This is a genomic window from Streptomyces sp. NBC_01214 (assembly GCF_026340975.1).
Classification (GTDB): domain Bacteria; phylum Actinomycetota; class Actinomycetes; order Streptomycetales; family Streptomycetaceae; genus Streptomyces.
This window is the reverse complement of the sequence record NZ_JAPEOS010000001.1, coordinates 4121589-4137751: the sequence shown is the minus strand read 5'-3', so window position 1 is coordinate 4137751 and position 16163 is coordinate 4121589. Positions and strand designations below refer to the sequence as shown.

General features: G+C 72.0%; 18 protein-coding genes. 7 read left to right on the top strand and 11 right to left on the bottom strand.

Annotated elements, in window-relative coordinates; all coding sequences use genetic code 11:
- Window positions 1-113: 113 nt before the first annotated feature.
- Window positions 114-1334: a hypothetical protein gene (locus OG594_RS19445; protein WP_266600596.1), complete on the bottom strand. Its 1221-nt coding sequence runs from the start codon at window positions 1332-1334 to the stop codon at window positions 114-116.
- 302 nt (window positions 1335-1636) lie between these two features.
- On the opposite strand from OG594_RS19445, the gene OG594_RS19440 reads away from it, so the two are divergent.
- From OG594_RS19440 to OG594_RS19430, 3 genes are all read left to right on the top strand, one after another.
- Window positions 1637-2839 (top strand): sensor histidine kinase, encoded by a 1203-nt coding sequence (locus tag OG594_RS19440; RefSeq protein ID WP_266600594.1) that lies wholly within the window; start codon window positions 1637-1639, stop codon window positions 2837-2839.
- Window positions 2836-3501 carry a response regulator transcription factor gene (locus OG594_RS19435; protein WP_266600593.1) on the top strand — a complete coding sequence of 222 codons (666 nt, stop codon included), beginning with the start codon at window positions 2836-2838 and terminating at the stop codon, window positions 3499-3501. Before OG594_RS19440 ends, OG594_RS19435 begins: the two co-directional genes overlap by 4 nt.
- Before the next feature lie 129 nt (window positions 3502-3630).
- Entirely contained in the window at window positions 3631-3990 is a 360-nt protein-coding gene (locus OG594_RS19430; protein ID WP_266600591.1) for a hypothetical protein, read from the top strand.
- Window positions 3991-4069: 79 nt separating this feature from the next.
- Here the strand turns inward: OG594_RS19430 and OG594_RS19425 are convergent, their stop codons facing one another.
- From OG594_RS19425 to OG594_RS19400, 6 genes are all read right to left on the bottom strand, one after another.
- On the bottom strand, window positions 4070-4462 hold the full coding sequence (locus tag OG594_RS19425) for a hypothetical protein (protein WP_266600589.1): 393 nt from the start codon (window positions 4460-4462) through the stop codon (window positions 4070-4072).
- Window positions 4463-4903: 441 nt separating this feature from the next.
- Window positions 4904-5488: a DUF6529 family protein gene (locus OG594_RS19420; protein WP_266600587.1), complete on the bottom strand. Its 585-nt coding sequence runs from the start codon at window positions 5486-5488 to the stop codon at window positions 4904-4906.
- 214 nt (window positions 5489-5702) lie between these two features.
- The gene (locus tag OG594_RS19415; protein ID WP_266600585.1) at window positions 5703-9329 is read right to left on the bottom strand and encodes a WD40 repeat domain-containing serine/threonine protein kinase; all 3627 of its coding nucleotides are present in this window, start codon (window positions 9327-9329) and stop codon (window positions 5703-5705) included.
- Window positions 9330-9408: 79 nt separating this feature from the next.
- Complete coding sequence (locus tag OG594_RS19410; RefSeq protein WP_266600583.1) at window positions 9409-9708, bottom strand: hypothetical protein; 300 nt, start codon at window positions 9706-9708, stop codon at window positions 9409-9411.
- Window positions 9709-9794: 86 nt separating this feature from the next.
- Window positions 9795-10160: a helix-turn-helix transcriptional regulator gene (locus tag OG594_RS19405; RefSeq protein ID WP_189742766.1), complete on the bottom strand. Its 366-nt coding sequence runs from the start codon at window positions 10158-10160 to the stop codon at window positions 9795-9797.
- Between the two features lie 181 nt (window positions 10161-10341).
- The gene (locus OG594_RS19400; RefSeq protein WP_189742363.1) at window positions 10342-10716 is read right to left on the bottom strand and encodes a hypothetical protein; all 375 of its coding nucleotides are present in this window, start codon (window positions 10714-10716) and stop codon (window positions 10342-10344) included.
- A 309-nt stretch (window positions 10717-11025) separates the two neighbouring features.
- On the opposite strand from OG594_RS19400, the gene OG594_RS19395 reads away from it, so the two are divergent.
- The gene (locus OG594_RS19395) at window positions 11026-11301 is read left to right on the top strand and encodes an SHOCT domain-containing protein (RefSeq protein WP_266600579.1); all 276 of its coding nucleotides are present in this window, start codon (window positions 11026-11028) and stop codon (window positions 11299-11301) included.
- Here the strand turns inward: OG594_RS19395 and OG594_RS19390 are convergent.
- Window positions 11282-11800 carry an SRPBCC family protein gene (locus OG594_RS19390; protein ID WP_266600577.1) on the bottom strand — a complete coding sequence of 173 codons (519 nt, stop codon included), beginning with the start codon at window positions 11798-11800 and terminating at the stop codon, window positions 11282-11284. The genes OG594_RS19395 and OG594_RS19390 overlap by 20 nt on opposite strands.
- Window positions 11797-12822, bottom strand: a complete 1026-nt coding sequence (locus tag OG594_RS19385; protein ID WP_266600575.1) for an ArsR family transcriptional regulator — start codon at window positions 12820-12822, stop codon at window positions 11797-11799. The genes OG594_RS19390 and OG594_RS19385 overlap by 4 nt, the downstream gene beginning before the upstream one ends.
- 70 nt (window positions 12823-12892) lie before the next feature.
- Between OG594_RS19385 and OG594_RS19380 the strand changes: the two genes are divergently transcribed.
- A complete protein-coding gene (locus OG594_RS19380; RefSeq protein ID WP_266600573.1) occupies window positions 12893-13792 on the top strand; it encodes an aldo/keto reductase in 900 nt (299 codons plus the stop codon).
- Between the two features lie 23 nt (window positions 13793-13815).
- Here the strand turns inward: OG594_RS19380 and OG594_RS19375 are convergent, their stop codons facing one another.
- On the bottom strand, window positions 13816-14061 hold the full coding sequence (locus tag OG594_RS19375; RefSeq protein ID WP_266600571.1) for a hypothetical protein: 246 nt from the start codon (window positions 14059-14061) through the stop codon (window positions 13816-13818).
- A 36-nt stretch (window positions 14062-14097) separates the two neighbouring features.
- A complete protein-coding gene (locus tag OG594_RS19370) occupies window positions 14098-14604 on the bottom strand; it encodes a hypothetical protein (protein ID WP_266600569.1) in 507 nt (168 codons plus the stop codon).
- A gap of 229 nt (window positions 14605-14833) precedes the next feature.
- On the opposite strand from OG594_RS19370, the gene OG594_RS19365 reads away from it, so the two are divergent.
- Together OG594_RS19365 and OG594_RS19360 are read left to right on the top strand one after the other, a co-directional pair.
- On the top strand, window positions 14834-15709 hold the full coding sequence (locus OG594_RS19365; protein ID WP_266600567.1) for a serine protease: 876 nt from the start codon (window positions 14834-14836) through the stop codon (window positions 15707-15709).
- A gap of 66 nt (window positions 15710-15775) precedes the next feature.
- The gene (locus tag OG594_RS19360; RefSeq protein ID WP_266600565.1) at window positions 15776-16159 is read left to right on the top strand and encodes a toxin Doc; all 384 of its coding nucleotides are present in this window, start codon (window positions 15776-15778) and stop codon (window positions 16157-16159) included.
- Window positions 16160-16163 lie beyond the last annotated feature (4 nt).

Here is a 16163-nt window from a genome sequence, read left to right as displayed (position 1 = left end):
ATGAGCGGCGACTTCCCGCACCCGCGAGGCGGGTCAACTCCCGGTAGGCCCAGGGTGCGGGGCCCGGAAGCGTTGCTCCGGTCGCCCCAGGACGGGCATTCGGGTGAGGTGGATCACCCCACCCGACACCACGGGCCGAAGGCGAGGCCGGGGTCCGTCGGATCCTGCCGGGCGACCAGCAGCCCACCGTCCATGTCAATCATCGCGATCGTGACCGAGCCGCGGGCATCGAGCGAGATGGCCGGCAGCCCCGCGCACCGGTCCCCCACGGGCGCCCACCACGTGCCGTACTGCTCGCCCTCGGTCGGATAGGCGGCGATCTCCGGGTAACCCTCGGCCCCCCGCTGCAACAGGACGGTGCAGTCGTACCCGCCGATGCGCGTACGGGCGACACCCACCGGGCCCACGCCGCCCGCGCCCCCCAGCGGCATGAGTGCGGGCGACGGACCGGCGGGAGCCTGGGGGCGGTAGGCGATGACGCCGCCGTCCGCCGGGTGGCGCCAGAAGTACGTGCCGGTGCCGGGACCCGTCTCGCAGGAGCTGTACGTCCCCTCCACGGCATCGGCCTTCATGCGCCCGAGCCATCTGAAGTCGCTTCCCGGCACGTCCTGGCCCCAGTACGAGGCCCCGCCCCGGAAGGTGACCAGGAATTCGGCCCGGCCCTGGGCGGTCACCAGGGGGACGACGGACCCGCGCACCCATTTGCCCTGATAGTCGGCCCATTTACCCCATATGCCATCGGCGCGCCGGGTCCGGCCGCGCGCTCCCACGCCGAACCGGGTGGTCAGGACGTGGAGCGCGCCGGTGCCGTCGGGAAGCACGATCGGGTCTCCGGGCGGCGGCAGGGGCGCCCCCGACTCCGCCCCCGGCTCGGGCTGTTCCTGCCCCTGGGGCTGCTCCGGACCGCTCCCCTGCTCCCGCTTGCGTTCCGGGAACGGGTTGCCCACCGCGCGCCAGTCTCCGAGCGGGCGGCCGGTCTGGTACTGGGTGGCGATGATCAACTCACGGCCGCCCGGCGCCCCTTCCCGGAAGCGGGTGCCGGCGAACCAGACGAACCCGTTGGAGTCCTGGGCCAGCGTGAACCGGCCCGCCCATCCCTCGACGGGGAACAGCTCGGGGCCCTGCCAGACGTCGGAGCCGGGCGCGGACTCGGTCCAGCGCACCAGACCTTCGGCGCAGCTCGCGTAGGCGGTGAGCCGTCCGTCCCGTCCCAGTCGGAGCCAGCCCCGGGCCGCGCTCCCGCCGTCGGCTGCCGCGGCTATCTCGGAGCCCGGAACCGCAGGCGCGGCGGAGGTGGCACCTCGGTCCGCTTCCATACGTCCGCGTCGTGCCATGTCCTGCCTACACCTGCCCCAACTCGTACCTTTTGCCCCGCCTTCCCGGCGGACCGTTGGACAATTTACGGCAGAGGGGCAACCGGCGGGTGCCGGGGGCGGATGTCCACGACAGCCTCCGCTTCCGTGCAACCTAGCCTGATCCGCCCGCCTTCACCAGCAGCTGCCGGTCGCCCTTCGCCGCAGGTCGTAGCGTCGGCCGCGAGGCCGAAAAGCCGGGTACGGGTACTACGTGGGGAGTACGCCTGAAACGCTACGCCGGGGTGACGCGGCTGACGGCGGACGCCGTCTAGCGTGGCTGTATGGAAGAGCTGCGCGAGCGCCCGGGTCCCCCGTGGCGGCGGTGGGTGGAGCGGACCGGGCGGGGCCCGGCCTGGCGCTCGGCGCTGCTCGTGGCCGTCTTCACGCAGATCGGCGCGGGGTGGGCGGCGCACGCGCAGAGCGGGCGCGTGGCGCTGGACGGCTCCGCCCGGCTCCTGCTGCTGATCGGTCCCGCCCTGCTCGTGGTGCGGCACCGGTACCCGGTGGCCGTGGCGTACGGGGTCAGCGTCGTCACCCTGGTCTATGTGGGCGCCGGTTACCCGTACGGGCCGGTGTTCCTCAGTCTCGCCCTGGCCTGCTTCGCCGCCGTCGTCGCCGGACACCGCCGGGCCGCCTGGGGCGCCGTCGGTCTGTTCTGGGCCGGACACCTGCTCATCGGGCACTGGCTCTACCGCTGGCTCCCGCCCGCCGGGGACGGCCCGGCGCCCTGGACGCAGGAAGTGGGCGTCACCGCATGGGTGCTCGCGGTGCTCGCCGTCGCGGAGCTGGTGCGCGTGCGCCGGGAGCAGTGGGTCCGGGAACGGGCCGAGCGGGCGGCGGCCGAGAGACGCCGGGTGGACGAGGAGCGGCTGCGGATCGCGCGGGAACTGCACGACGTCCTCGCCCACAGCATCTCGGTGATCAACGTCCAGGCGGGGGTCGGACTGGCCCTGCTCGACTCCGATCCGGAGCAGGCCCGTACCGCGCTGGCCACCATCAAGGCGGCGAGCAAGGAGGCGCTGGGCGAGGTCCGGCAGGTCCTCGACACCCTGCGCTCCCCCGGCGAGGCGCCGCGCTCCCCCGCGCCCGGTCTGGACCGCCTCCCCGAGCTCGTGGGGCAGGCCGCGGCGGCCGGGCTGACCGTGGAGGTCTCGGTCGAGGGGGAGGCCAGGGCGCTGCCTCCCGGCGTGGACCTCGCCGCCTTCCGCATCCTCCAGGAGGCACTGACCAATGTGGTGCGCCACTCGGGGTCGCGCACCGCCCGCATCCGCCTCACCTGGCAGCCGCAGGCCCTGGAACTACGGGTGGACGATGACGGCCCGGCCACGGGCGGCACGCCGGGCGGCGGCAACGGCCTCGTCGGGATGCGCGAACGGGCCTCGGCCCTGGGCGGCACCGTCGAGGCCGGCCCGCGACCGGACGGCGGCTTCCGGGTGATCGCCGTGCTCCCGCCGACGGCCGACGCGTTCAAGGAGGACCCGTGATCCGCGTACTGCTCGCCGACGACCAACTGCTCGTCCGGGCCGGGTTCCGGGCACTGCTCGACGCCCAGCCCGACATCGAGGTGGCGGGCGAGGCCGCCGACGGCGAGGAGGCCGTTCGGTTGGTCCGGGAGCTGCACCCCGACGTCGTGCTGATGGACATCAGGATGCCGGTGCTGGACGGACTCGCCGCGACCCGCCGGATCGGCGGGGACGGGTCCCTGGCCGACGTGCGGGTGGTCATGCTCACCACCTTCGAGCTCGACGAGTACGTCTTCGAGGCGATCCGGTCGGGCGCCTCCGGCTTCCTCGTCAAGGACACCGAGCCGGAGGAACTACTGCGGGCGGTACGGGCGGTGGTCGCGGGCGACGCCCTCCTGTCCCCCGGCGTCACCCGCCGCCTGATCGCGGAGTTCGCGGCCCGCTCGAAGCAGCCCGCCACGGCGACCGGGCTGGGCCGACTCACCGATCGGGAACGGGAGGTGATGGCCCTGGTGGGCATGGGCCTGTCCAACGAGGAGATCGCCCGCCGCTTGGTCGTCAGCCCCCTCACCGCGAAGACGCACGTCAGCCGCACCATGGTGAAGCTGGGCGCCCGCGACCGCGCCCAGCTGGTCGTCCTGGCCTACGAATCCGGCCTGGTCCGCCCCGGCTGGCTCGGCTGAACCACCGTCCGGACCCCCACTGCGGTCCGTGTCGGTCGAACGCCTCCGGCGCGACCTGGGTGCGTGGCGGCCTCGGCACGGTCTCTTGGATCTGTCCGTGAGATCGTCGTGCTCGTGATGGAGTCCTGGGTGATCGATGACGACAGCCCTGTCCCGGTGTCGTCCGAGGTGGTGCTGGAGACCGTTCGGGCGAGGATCGCCAGCGATCGACTTGAGACGTGGCTGACCAGTTCGTCTGGTCAATCGCTGGCCTTCGTGACGAACACCCAGCGCGCGATGGTGGTGCTGTTCGATGGCGAGGACGGCGAGCAGCATGCGGTAGACCCAGGAGCGAGCGGATCGAGCGAGGGATTCGCCCTCTCCAACGGGCAGCACGATGAGTACCCGGATGAGGACACCGTGCCGATCGGTGAGGCGTTCAGGCTCGTGGAGCACATCGTCAGCACGGGATCCTGGCCTGCCGACGCGCGCTGGGTCGTCGATCGCTGAAGCGTCGACCCATCGCCGGACCCACAGCAGACGCCGGGCACCCGTCCACCCCGTGGCACTACCCGCAGTACGCCCTCGCTCAGCAGTCGTAGCCCTTGAGCGTCTTCGCGGCACCGGTGGCCGACTTCAGGTAGTCGTTCTCCGATTTCAGGCTCTCGTTCTCCGCCGTCGACTCCGCCAACTGCACGACCAGTCCGGCAGCCATGGACAGGAGCCCCTCGTTCTCCATCTGGAGCTCCTCGCAATCTTCCTGAAGCCTCTTCTTGTACTTCCAGGCGAGGACCCCGATGGTGGTGGCGGCCAGAACGCTGGCGCTGGCCTTGACCACGACCCTGGCCTTGCCGAACTTCCCTGCGACCGGCCCGGCGTCCTCCTTGCCGATGCAAACGTGGCCCGTCTGGTGCGAGTGCTGTTGAGCCTCGCCGAGATCGTCGCTCTGAAACGAGCACGATCCGCAGTGGTAATGGGTCATCAGTTGCTCCTCTCCCCCGGGGAGAGGAGCCTGCCACAGGACACGTGCCTCCGGCGACCAGTTGGTCATCCTCCGTACGCCCACCGACGCTGCGGGAGGGACAGGAGGGTCCATGGCCCGCCACGGGTAGCTCGTTCAGGCCTCTGGCCAGCGGAGATACGTCGGTTACCGGCCCAGGAGGTCGAGGTGGGCCGGACCTGCTGGTTGCCGGGATGGAGCCCGGGCAATTTCTGGTCGCTCCCGAGGGCCCGGCGGAACTGGCGCTCGACGGTGCCCTGGACGGGGACGTCCTCCGTCGCACCAGCGCCCAGGTCAACGCGGCGCCCCTCACCGGAACGCGTCCCAGAGCTCACGTTCCGGTGAGGTCAACTTGTCGTTGGGGAGCACCCGTATGCCGAACACGGCGCCGGCGCCCGGCACTCGCCTCGATGACCCCGCCCTTCAGTGTCCGAGCGACAGCAGCGGGACGTCGTTTCCGTTGAAGTACCACAGCGCACTCGTGTACCAGAGGACCACCACCACGACCACCAGCGCGCCCCCCGCCAGTGGCAGGGCCCAGCCCGGCAGGCGCCGGCTCCGTACCAGCAGGACCTTGGCGGCGAAGGCCCCGTAGAAGAAGCAGCCCGCGATCGAGTGCACGGCCACGCGCGAGCCGTTGAGCTGCACGCCGTACGCCTGGATGCAGTGCACCGTGATCGGGACGGTGAGAACGAACAGGACCACACCGACGATCCGGTGGGTGAGCGGCACCGGGCCCGGCACCCGGTGCACCCCGGGCAGCCGGCCGTACATCCACAGCGCCAGCAGCAACTGGACAGCGGCCAGCCCCAGGACGCCGGTGGCGAGCTGTGCCTTGAGGCGCACGGCATCGGTGTCCGCCCGGCCGAACAGCGTCGCGGTGTAGTCCGGCGTGTTGGTCCGACCGAACAGGAAGACGGCGACGAAGACCGCGACGGCAGCCGCGAACGCCAGTGCGAGAGCGAGCCTGCCTTCCGGGCGGCGCAGAGCGGGCCGGGCGTGCGACATCGTGCCTCGTCTCGGAACGCTGGGGGTTTGCGGTTCGCCATCCCTTGTACTCGCCCGGTGCGGCAGATGGCGGCCGACGCGGCCGTAGCGCCCCCGGCTCGTCGTCGACACGGCCGCAGCGCGCGGCGAGGGCGGTGTACCGCGGCCCGATCCCTGCCCGGCCGCCCGACGCAGGTCCGCGCACGCCCATGACCCGTGGCGAGGGTGTCGGGCGTCAGCAGACCGATCGGTACGGCAGGTCGGGCACGTTCTGCTCCCACTGCGCGCGGGTGAGGTCCCGGCCGACCCGCTCGCACAGCACCCGCGCCACGGTCTTCGGTTCGAGGTCGAAGACGCGGTGCGGGTGCTTCGAGGACGAGACGTGCAGCCGTCCCCGGGAGTCGAAGGCGAGGGCGCGCAGCAGTCCGGCGGACCCGCGCAGCGGATCGCCGAGACGGCGCCGGGCGGGTACGTCCCACAGCTGGATCCGGCTGTCGCCGACGATCGCGGCCAGGGTCTTGCCGTCGTGGGAGAACCGCAGCCCCGCCACCCGCCCGCCGAAGTCGTCGCCGCGGGTGGCCGCCGTACTCGACAGGCCTCCCAGGCGGCGGCGTCCCTCGCCGTCCCAGAGCGTGACCGTGCCCTGGAGGAGGCTCACCGCCAGCACCGAGCCGTCGTCGCTGAACTCCAGGTCCTGGATGACACCGGGGCCGAGGACGCCTCGCTCGACGGCCCGGGTGGCGAGGTCCACGCGCTCCCCCGCAGAGGTGACCAGGAGGGAGCCGTCGGGGCTGATCGCGAGGTTGGCCGCGCCGACGTCCGCGATCGTGTACTCCAGGCGGCCGGAGCCGAGGTCCCACAGTTGCAGGGCGCGCGTGATGGAGGCGGACCCGTCGTGCTCGGTGACCGCGACGGCCAGCCGGGTGCCGTCGGGGGTGAACGCGAACCCGCGTACGGAGACCAGGGGTTCGGGCAGGGTGAGCTCCGTGCGCAGCCGGTTCTCGCGGGTGTCCCACACCGTCACCCGAGGCTTGCCGTCCACGTGCCAGGAAGACGTGGCGAGGAGCCCCCCGTCACCGGAGTAGGCGGACGCACCGTCGTCGTCCCTGTCATCCGCGTCCGCGATGGACGACATGACCGGGTGGTGCGGCAGCCTGCGTTCCTGGCCGTCGGCGGTGCTCCACAGCCGGAAACGGTCCTCCGCGTCGCTGTCGGTGGCTCCCACGGTCGCGAGCGTTGCCGCGTCCGGGGCGAAGACGGCCTCGGGGACGTTCGCCTTGGCGGCCGCGTCCTGGAGTCCGTACGTCAGGTCCAGCGAACGGACCTGGCGGTCCCTGGCCACGTACCGCAGCAGCCGGCTGTCCGCATCGAAGGCGACGGACAGGTTCATGCCCCGGCTGTCCGTGTCCAGCCGGGGATAGCCGAACAGGACGGACGAGGTGGAGGTCCCGCTGTCGGCCCACACCTTCAGCTGGGTTTCGGTGACCTCTACGGCGAGCGCGCCGTCCGGGCTGAGGGCCGCCACCGAACCCGCGCCGAACCAGCGTACGGCGGTGCGCGAGGACACGTCCCACAGGGTGGAGGTGGCGCCGGTTCCGGTGTGGATCAGGCGCTTGCCGTCCGCGCTGAAGGCGAGGCTCTGGCCCTGCCCACAGGTGATCGTGGGATAAGGGGGCTCCCGGCGCAGTTCGACCGTCTGCCCGGTGGCCGTCGAGTACAGCTGCACGGGCCTGCCCGCCGGGCAGTGGGCGTAGGTCGCGCCGTCCTGGGACAGGGCGACGGCGCCGTCCCCCGGTGTGCGCAGCACCGGCCGGCCGGAACGGCCGTCGACGAGGAGCGCCTCGTCGGGAACCGTGGTGGTGACCGCGACCCAGGCGGCCTCCCGGGCCATCGCGACGACCTTGGGCGTCGGGCCGTCCGGGAGGAGCAGCGGGCCGGCTTCACCGGTCTTGAGGTCGATCAACCGGACCCCACGGCTCATCGGCTGCGCCGCGACGGCCCCCGTGGGATCCACGGCAGGCGGCATGTCGGGGGTGCCCTCGGGCAGGTCGGCCCGGCCCGTGCGCTTGCCGCTGACCACGTCCCAGACCTCCACGCTCGTCTGGGCGTCGAAGACGGCCAGGGTCCGGCCGTCGAGCAGGATGTCCGCGTGGTCGTCGTAGAAACCGGTCGAGACCTTGGCGAGGTTGTTGACGACGCCCCGCTCGTCCTGGCCCAGGGATCCGTACAGGGCGGCCCGCGCGTCGTCGACGGGGGCGATCCGCCAGGCCGCGACGCTGAGCAGGGCGGCCATCTCGGGGTCCGAGGTGCGCAGGCTCTCGGCGATGGAGGCCATCGTACGGGCGGACGCCTGACGGGCCCGTTCGTCGCTGACTCCCTTCTGCTGCCAGGCGACCAGGCCCGCCACGAGCGCGAGGGACAGCAGGGCCGCCGCGCCCGCGCGCAACCGCCGGGTACGCCTGCGGCGCGCTGCGGCCGCCTGGCGGCACGCCTCCAGGAACGCGCCCTCCAGCCGGCTCGCACGGTGCCGGCCCGGTGCCCCGGCCACGCAGGCGCGTGCCGCCTCCGGGGCGCTCCCGGCCGGGAGGTCCTCGGCCCGCCGGCCCTGCCCGTCCCAGTGCCCGGCGGCCGCGGTGAGCCAGCGCAGCAGGAGCAGGGCTTCGCGGTCGTCGTCCACCCAGTCGCGCAACCGCGGCCAGGCGCGCAGCAAGCCGAGGGAGGCGAGGCGTGCGGCGTCGTCCTCGAGGACGAGGAGCCGGGCCCCGGCGAGGGAGCCGAACGCGTCGCGCAGCGCGCTGCGTTCCTCGTACGGGCGGCCCTCGAGCCATTCGGCCGTAGCGGCGGTACGGAGGGTGTCCTGGGAGCCGTCGACGGCGGCGCCGGGGACGATCAGGCGGAGCGCGATCTCCCGTACGGCCTGCTGGACCGGCTCCGGCAGGCGCTGGTACGTGGTCTCCGCGGCGGCGCCGAGCGCCGGCTCGGCCGCGTCGGCGGTGGCGTCGCGCAGGCGCCCGGCGTTCTCCCGACCGGCGGCGAGCAGGGCCGCATCGGCCGCGTCGGCGGGTCCGCCCAGCATCCTCAGCAGGAGCGCGGTGGCGGTGGGGCGGTCCGCCGGGGCCTTGGCCAGCGCCTCGCCCACCAGCTCGCGCAGCGCGGGCGGCAAGGGGGTGAGGTCCGGGTGGTGTTCGGTGACCCGTACGACGACTTCGCCGATGTTCTCGCCGCGGAAGGGGTCGCGTCCGGTGGCCGCGAACAGCATCACCGCTCCCCAGGCGAAGACGTCGGCGGCGCCATCGGCGCGGCGCCCGGTGAGCACTTCGGGGGCCATGTAGCCCGGTGTGCCCATCAGGTGTCCGGTGTCGGTGAGCGACATGTCCGCGGTGCGGGCGATGCCGAAGTCGATGACGCGGGGGCCGTCGGGGCCGAGGAGGACGTTGTCCGGTTTGAGGTCGCGGTGGACGACACCCGCGCGGTGGATGGCGGCCAGGGCGGTGGCGGCCCCGGTGGCCAGCCGCACCAGCGCGTCGCCGGTGAGCGGACCCGAGTCGCGGACTGCCTTGCGCAGATCCCGGCCGGGGACGAACTCGCTGACGATGTAGGGTCGTTCGCCGTCGGTTCCGCTCTCCAGGACCCGTGCCGTACAGAAGGACTCCACGCGCTGCGCGGCGAGCACCTCCTTGGCGAACCGGCCCGCGATGTCGGGGCGGGCGACGAGTTCCGGGCGCAGCACCTTGACGGCGACGCGCTGCCCGGCCTCGTCGTAGGCCTCGTACACCGTCCCTTGGCCACCGGCGCCGAGCCGGGCGGCGAGCCAGTACCCCGCTATCCGTTCCGGATCCTCGCTGGTGAGCAACTCGGCCATGATTCCCCCTGGTTCAGCGTCCCCCGGGTGCGCGCGCGGAGGGTACCAAGCGGTGGGGCGACCGGGTAGGGGGCCTTCGTCAGCGCACTTGGATGCCGGCGCCGTACGGCTTGCCACCGCTGTGGCAGATCGCCGTGCTCGTGGTGCCCACGCGCCGCCACGTCGGGTCGTACACCGTGTAGTCCCTTGCCAGGGGCCTGTCGCACCGGGTGTAGACGCGGAACTCTCCCGTTCCGTTGGTGCAGGTTCCCGCAGCGGTCGTACTCGACTTGTACCAAGTGCTGCAGTCGTACGGATCGGCGGCGGCAGGTGTGGCACCCGCGACCGCCAGGCAGGCGCCCAGAACCATGCAACTGATCAGTGACAGAACGCGTTTCATCTGGCTGGTCCCTTCCCGATGACCGGTGCCTTCATGCCTTCAGACGCCGGGTCCGTCTTCCACTATGGGGCCCCTGGTACGGGTGGTCAGCGGCCGATGACCTTGTCCGCGCGGTCCGACTGGGGCCCCAGTTGCTTCAGTTCGGCCAGGAGTTCGCTCTGACCCGTCAGGAGCTCGGTCAGGATGCGGCGCGCCGCGCGCAGGAGGTCGGCCACGTCGCCGCCGGCCAGGGCGTAACTGACGGTCGCTCCGTCGCGGATGGAAACGACGATGCCGGACCGGCGCAGGACCGCCAACTGCTGGGAGAGGTTCGATGCCTCGACGTCTATCGCGGCGAGGAGGTCGCGTACGGGTACGGGGCCGTTCTGCAGGAGTTCCAGGACGCGGATGCGGACGGGGTGCCCGAGCATGCGGAAGAACTCGGCCTTCGCCTGGTAGAGGGGGACCTGCATTCCCATGAGTGCTCCTGCTGTTGCTTCAGACCTTGCTTGGGGGCGCGGGGCTTCCAGTCGACCGACCACCCATACATTCGTACGGACGGGCCCACGCACGCCCGGGGATTACCTGTTTCAGATGTGCCGGATTGAAGAATTCTTCAACTCGTGGGCATGCGTGGGCGCAAAAATGCCGGACTCAGAGCTCCAGGGCGGCCTCGACTCGCTTGAGCTGGTGACGGGCCATGGCCAGGTTGGACTGGGACTTGTCCAGTACGACGTACAGGAACAGGCCGCTGTGCCCCCGACCCTTGAGCAGCCGGATCAGGTGGTACTGGCCGCCGAGGGTGATGAGGACGTCCTCGATCTCGTCCTTCAGGCCCAGCATCTCCATCGTGCGGACCTTGGCCCGGATCACGTCCGTGTTGCCCGCGGCGGCGACCGTGAGGTCGAGATCCTTGCCACCGCCGAGGGTCCCCAGCGCCATACCGCTGGTGTAGTCCACCAACGCGGCTCCCATCGCGCCCTCGATCGACGTCATCGTCTCCTTCAAAGAGACCTCAACGTTCGCCATCGGATTCGCTCCCTTGCCTTCTACGGACTCCGCCCGGTGCTCAGTTCCTGGCAACACCGGACTGCTTGTGATCCAGACGTTACCGAGCGTGCGCGGCTGCGTACGGGGAACGGGGGATTGCGTGAAATGTGCGCATTACCCCCTGCTGTCCACCCCTGCTGCCCCGCGAGGCCCGGCCCGCACGCCCGTACCCCGGGTACTCCCGGGGAAGTACCCGGGGTGCAGCCGGCCGTACGACGACCGGAGCGGGCTTTGCGAGGAGTCTCGGGATGAGACGAAACGTCCGTGCTTCCGAGGAGACGAATCGAGATGGATACCTTCACCACCCTCGCCCACGACGGGCCCGGCCCGTGGATCCTGTTCCTTCCGCTGATCTGGGCGGCGGTCGTGGTCGGTGTCGTCACCGTGCTGCGCCGCACCGTCCGGCGCGGGCGCCACGGGGCGCCGAACTACGGTGAGCGGTCGCCGATCGCGGTCCTGGGGCGGCGCTTCGCCGCCGGGGAGATCGACGAGGAGGAGTACTGGCGGCGGCTGTCCGTCCTGGACGAACAGTTCGGCCGGTCCCTCAAGGACGGGGCTGCGTGACCCCGCCGAAGCCGGCCGCGAGACGGTCCAGGGTCGTGCGCATCCCGGCGCGGTTGACCGCGATGCGCCGGTCCGGGCTGGTGCCGGCGAACACCGTGCCGAGCAGCACGGTCAGCCGGGAGCCCCGGCCGGTGCGCAGGTCCTGCCAGGTCTCCGTGACGCGCGTGCGCTGGCCCTCCGGCTCGAAGCGGTATCCCCAACGTGCGATCGGCAGACCGAAGATGCCGACGTCGAAGGTGAATTCACCGGATCCGTCGGGCGTCTGCGCCGGTGCGCGCAGGGCCTGGATCCGGCCCACCGTGAACCAGAGGAACGGCCCTCTCCGGTTGAGCCCGACGAAGCGGCTGCCGGAGCGGGCCGGCGGCCGGGGCACCCAGACGCGGCGGCATTCGGGGCTCCAACGGCCCATGTTCCGCAGGTCGGACACCATCCGGTGGACGTCCGCAGGAGCGGCGTCCACCACGACGTGCTCTTCCAGGCTCCACCGGCGCTCGCTCACGATGCCCCTCCCCGAGATCGTCCCCGCTCCACGCCTGGAGTGTAGGCAACGAGGAGGGCCTCGGCGACGGCGGTGCGGGCATAGAGCACGGAGCGGCCGGCCCGGTGGGCGCTGACCAGGCCCGCGGCGCGCAGCGCGGTCAGGTACTGGGACACTCCGGCGGCCGAGAGCCCGGTACGGCGGGCCAGTTCGGTGGTGGAGGCGGGGGTTTCCAGTTCGGTCAGCAGCCGGGTGCGGGAGCGGCCGAGCACGGCGGCCAGGGCCTCGGTCCGGCCGGCGGGCCGGGGTTCCCACAGTGAGCCGGTGCCGCGCGCCGGATAGGCGAGTTGCGGCGGTTCCGGGGGCGTCACGCGGGTGAAGGGGACCGGTCCGGTGAAGACCGAGGGGATCAGCAGCAGCCCGGCGCCCGCCGTCCCGCGGGACAGGGGGCGGTGCCGGCGGGACAGCCGGAGCGCGTCGTCGCCCCAGCTCACCGAGGGGTGCAGGTCGTTGAAGAGGCGGCCCGCTCCGTGCTCGGCGGCCTGCCGGGCCCGGTGGAAGACATCGGCGTCGAGTACCGCGCGGATCCGCGCCCAGTAGGGTGCCAGGGCCAGCTCCCAGTAGGTCCCGATCTCTTCCGCGACCCGGGCCAGGCGGGCCCGCGGGTCGGCGTACAGGGTCCGCGTGCGCGGGCCGAGGGCTCCCCGTTCCCGTCGCAGGCGGTCGAGGTCCTGGCGGACCCGGGAGGTGGGCGTGGCCCGGATCCTGACCAGTTCCTCCGCCAGGGTGGGCGCCGGCCCGGTGGGCGCCGGGTTGAGGAAGTCGGGTACGTACCCCGCGGGCGGGATCAGTTCTGCCAGCCAGCCCCGGTCGAGGTCGGCGGCCGCCAACCGCGGCCGCACCTGCTCGGTCCAGGGCCGGTGCACGGGGGACCTGGCCCCGGAAGCCAGCAGCCGGTAGCTGGGCCCGACCTCCCACATCGGTGAGACCGCGAACCGCATCTGCGCGAGATCGCTCACGGAGAACGCCAGCTCGGCCCGCACCGCTCCTCCGAGGATTCAGTCATGCCCTAATCAATGGCCTGGCAGCCTACCGGGTGGCGATCATCCGGGCATGACCTCACAGACGACGGCCGCCGACGCGGCGGGCACCTGGAACCTCGGCGACCTGAAGATCAACCGGATCGGCTTCGGCGCGATGCGCCTGCCCCAGACCGGCGAGGCGTTCGCGGACGACGCCGTACCCCGGGACCGCGGCCAGGCGATCGGCGTACTGCGCCGGGCGGTCGAGCTCGGGGTGAACCACATCGACACCGCCGCGTTCTACTTCTCGCCGCTGCGCTCCGCCAACGAGCTGATCAACGCCGCACTGTCGCCCTATCCGGAGGACCTCGTGATCACCACCAAGGTCGGACCGGGCCGCGACCCCTCCGGGGTGTGGAGCCACGCCACCCCGGAGCGGCTGCGCGGCCAGGTCGAGGAGAACCTGCGCCAGCTCGGCCGCGACCACCTCGACGTGGTGAACCTGCGCATCGTCGGGACCGGCTCCATCGCCGAGCGCTTCGGCGCGCTGGCCGAACTCCGCGAGGCGGGCCTCATCCGCCATCTCGGCATCTCCAACGTCACGCCCGAGCACCTCGCCGAGGCCCGCGCCATCGCGCCGGTGGTCTGCGTACAGAACATGTACGGGATCGGGGTGCGCCCCGAGCACGACGGGTTCGTGCGCACCTGCGGCGAGCAGGGCATCGCGTTCGTCCCCTTCTACTCCATCGCCGGGACCGGACGGCAGGCCGGCGCGAGCGGTGCCGAGCACGAGGAGGTGCGTGCCGTCGCCCGGGCGCACGGCGCGAGCCCGGCGCAGGTACGACTGGCGTGGACGCTCGGGCGGGGGCGACACGTTCTGGCCATTCCCGGCACCGGTGACCCGGATCACCTCGACGCGAACGTGGCCGCGGGGGCCCTGCGGCTGTCCGAGGAGGATCTGGCCGTCCTGGAAGCCGTGCACCACGGCTGACCGGACCGGCCGGCAGGCCCCGCTCAGAGGTCGTCGGTCGGCGGGTCGGCCTCGTACACGTGGGGGGTGTCCCACTCCCAGTCCAGTAGTTCGGTGCCGCCGAGGACCACCTCGTCGGGGTCCGGCATGCCGGCGCGGCGCAGGAACTCGATGACGTCCTCGTCGGAGCGGGCCAGGCCCAGGGCCTCCTCTCCGTTCGAGGTCCGCAGGGTCACCTGCCGGCCCCCCGACGGGAAGATCCGGTGCACGACGACGGGTGCATGATGCATACCCCCAGCCTCGCCCCGTCGGCCCGGCCCGGCACCTCAGGGGGTACGGCCGACGCCGGCGGCGCGGTCGCCGCGCGTGGGGATGCGGAACGTGGAGGGGTCGGGGTAGGTGGCCTTCTCGGCCTGCACGACTTCCTCGATCGCGGCCTTGAAGGCGGGCTCGAAGAAGTCGACGGCCAGTAGCAGCCGCAGCCCCTCCACGGTGGGATCGAGCAGCGGGCGGGCCATGCGGGCACCGCCGCCCGCAAGGCCGGGGAAGCCGGCCCGGGCGGTCTCCGGTCTCTCGCCCGCGCGCTCGTCGAGACCGGCGGCCGCGTAGCCGGCGATCAGCGCGAGTTCGGCGAGGTACTTGCGGGCCCCGAGGGCCATCTCCTCGGCGCCCTGCAGGGTCTGGACGGAGCCGCCCGCCACTTTGAAGTCGTCGCTGATCCGCTTGAGGCCGCGCGCCTCGTACACGGCGCGCGCCTCCTCGAAGAGCCGCCCCGCCTCGTCGACCGCCTTCATCGCCGTCACCAGCTGGTCGATGTCGATCTCGCGCTTCACATTGCCTCCTGGTCCGGAACTGTGCTGCCCCGACCGTAGGAGGCAAAGCCACCGGTGCGGAACACCTGTGCGCAGTCCGTTATCTGTGCACTCGGAGCCGTCCGGGACCCCTCCCCCGGTACCCGCGTCAACTCGCCATGCGGTCTTGCGACTTGAAGCCCGGGTCCCAACAATGCGCATGACAACCGGAGGATCTTCGGTCGCATTGTCAGCAGAGGGGAACCCCCACATGAACAAGCCTCTCACCGGCGCATTACTCTCCCTGCTCCTTCTGGGAGCGGCGGCCACCCCCGCCGTGGCCGCGCCCACCACCACACCCGCGCCCCCCGCCACAGCAGCCCCCGCAGCCCCCGCCCCCGAGGCCACCGCCGCCGCGGTCGACTTCGCGGGCACCGTGGCCCTCAGCAACTGTTCCGGTTCCGTCGTGCGCGCGCCCGGCTCCCAGCCGAACGACCTCGCGCTGGTCCTGTCCAACGGGCACTGTCTGGAGTCGGGCTTCCCCGCGGCCGGCGAGGTCGTCAAGGACCGCCCGTCCAGCCGCTCGTTCTCGCTGCTCAACTCGGCGGGATCGAAGGTCGGAACGCTCCGCGCGAGCAAGATCGCGTATGCGACGATGACCGACACCGACATCTCGATCTACCAGCTCACCCGCACCTACGCCCAGATCCAGAGCCAGTACGGCATCACCGCGCTCACCCTCGAGGGCGCACGCCCGACCCAGGGCTCGGCGATCAAGGTGGTCTCCGGCTACTGGAAGCGGATCTACAGCTGCAACGTGGACGGCTTCGCCTACCGCCTCAAGGAGGGCGACTGGACCTGGAAGGACTCGGTCCGCTACACCTCCGCCTGCAACACCATCGGCGGCACCTCCGGGTCACCGGTGGTCGACACGACGACCGGCAAGGTCGTCGCCGTCAACAACACGGGCAATGAGGACGGCGCCCGCTGCACGGTGAACAACCCGTGCGAGGTCGACCAGAACGGCAACGTGACGGTCCGCCAGGGCATCAACTACGCGCAGCAGACGTACATCGTCGTCCCCTGCATCGCGCCCGGCAACAAGATCGACCTGAACCGCCCCGGCTGCGTGCTGCCCAAGCCGTAATCCCGCGCGTCCCCGCCCGACCGGAAAAGCCCCACGGCCGGGCCCCGGGCGGGGATACTCGGAGGCGTGGAACTGCACATCGATCATCGCTGGCTGCTGGAGCGGCAGGAGGCGCTGTTCAAGGACGTGGCGGTGGCCGACCACTCCGCCCTGGTCGCCGCCGTGGCCCGGCACCGGGTGAACACGCCCAGCCTGGAAGTGGACGACCCCGACGCCTACTGGCGCGCGGCCGCGCTGCTCGACGCGATCGTGCTGCTCCGACCGCTCCCCGACTCCAACGAATACTTCGCCTACGGGGTCGCCGTCGCGTACATCGAGGCCTGTGGCGAGGCGGTGGACGCCACCTACGAGCAGTGGCGCGACCTCATCACCGACATCCGCATGCTGCGCGCCACCGTCTTCGACGTGGCCGCCCGACTCCGCTCCTGGCAGCCGACGCAACCGGTGTGACGGC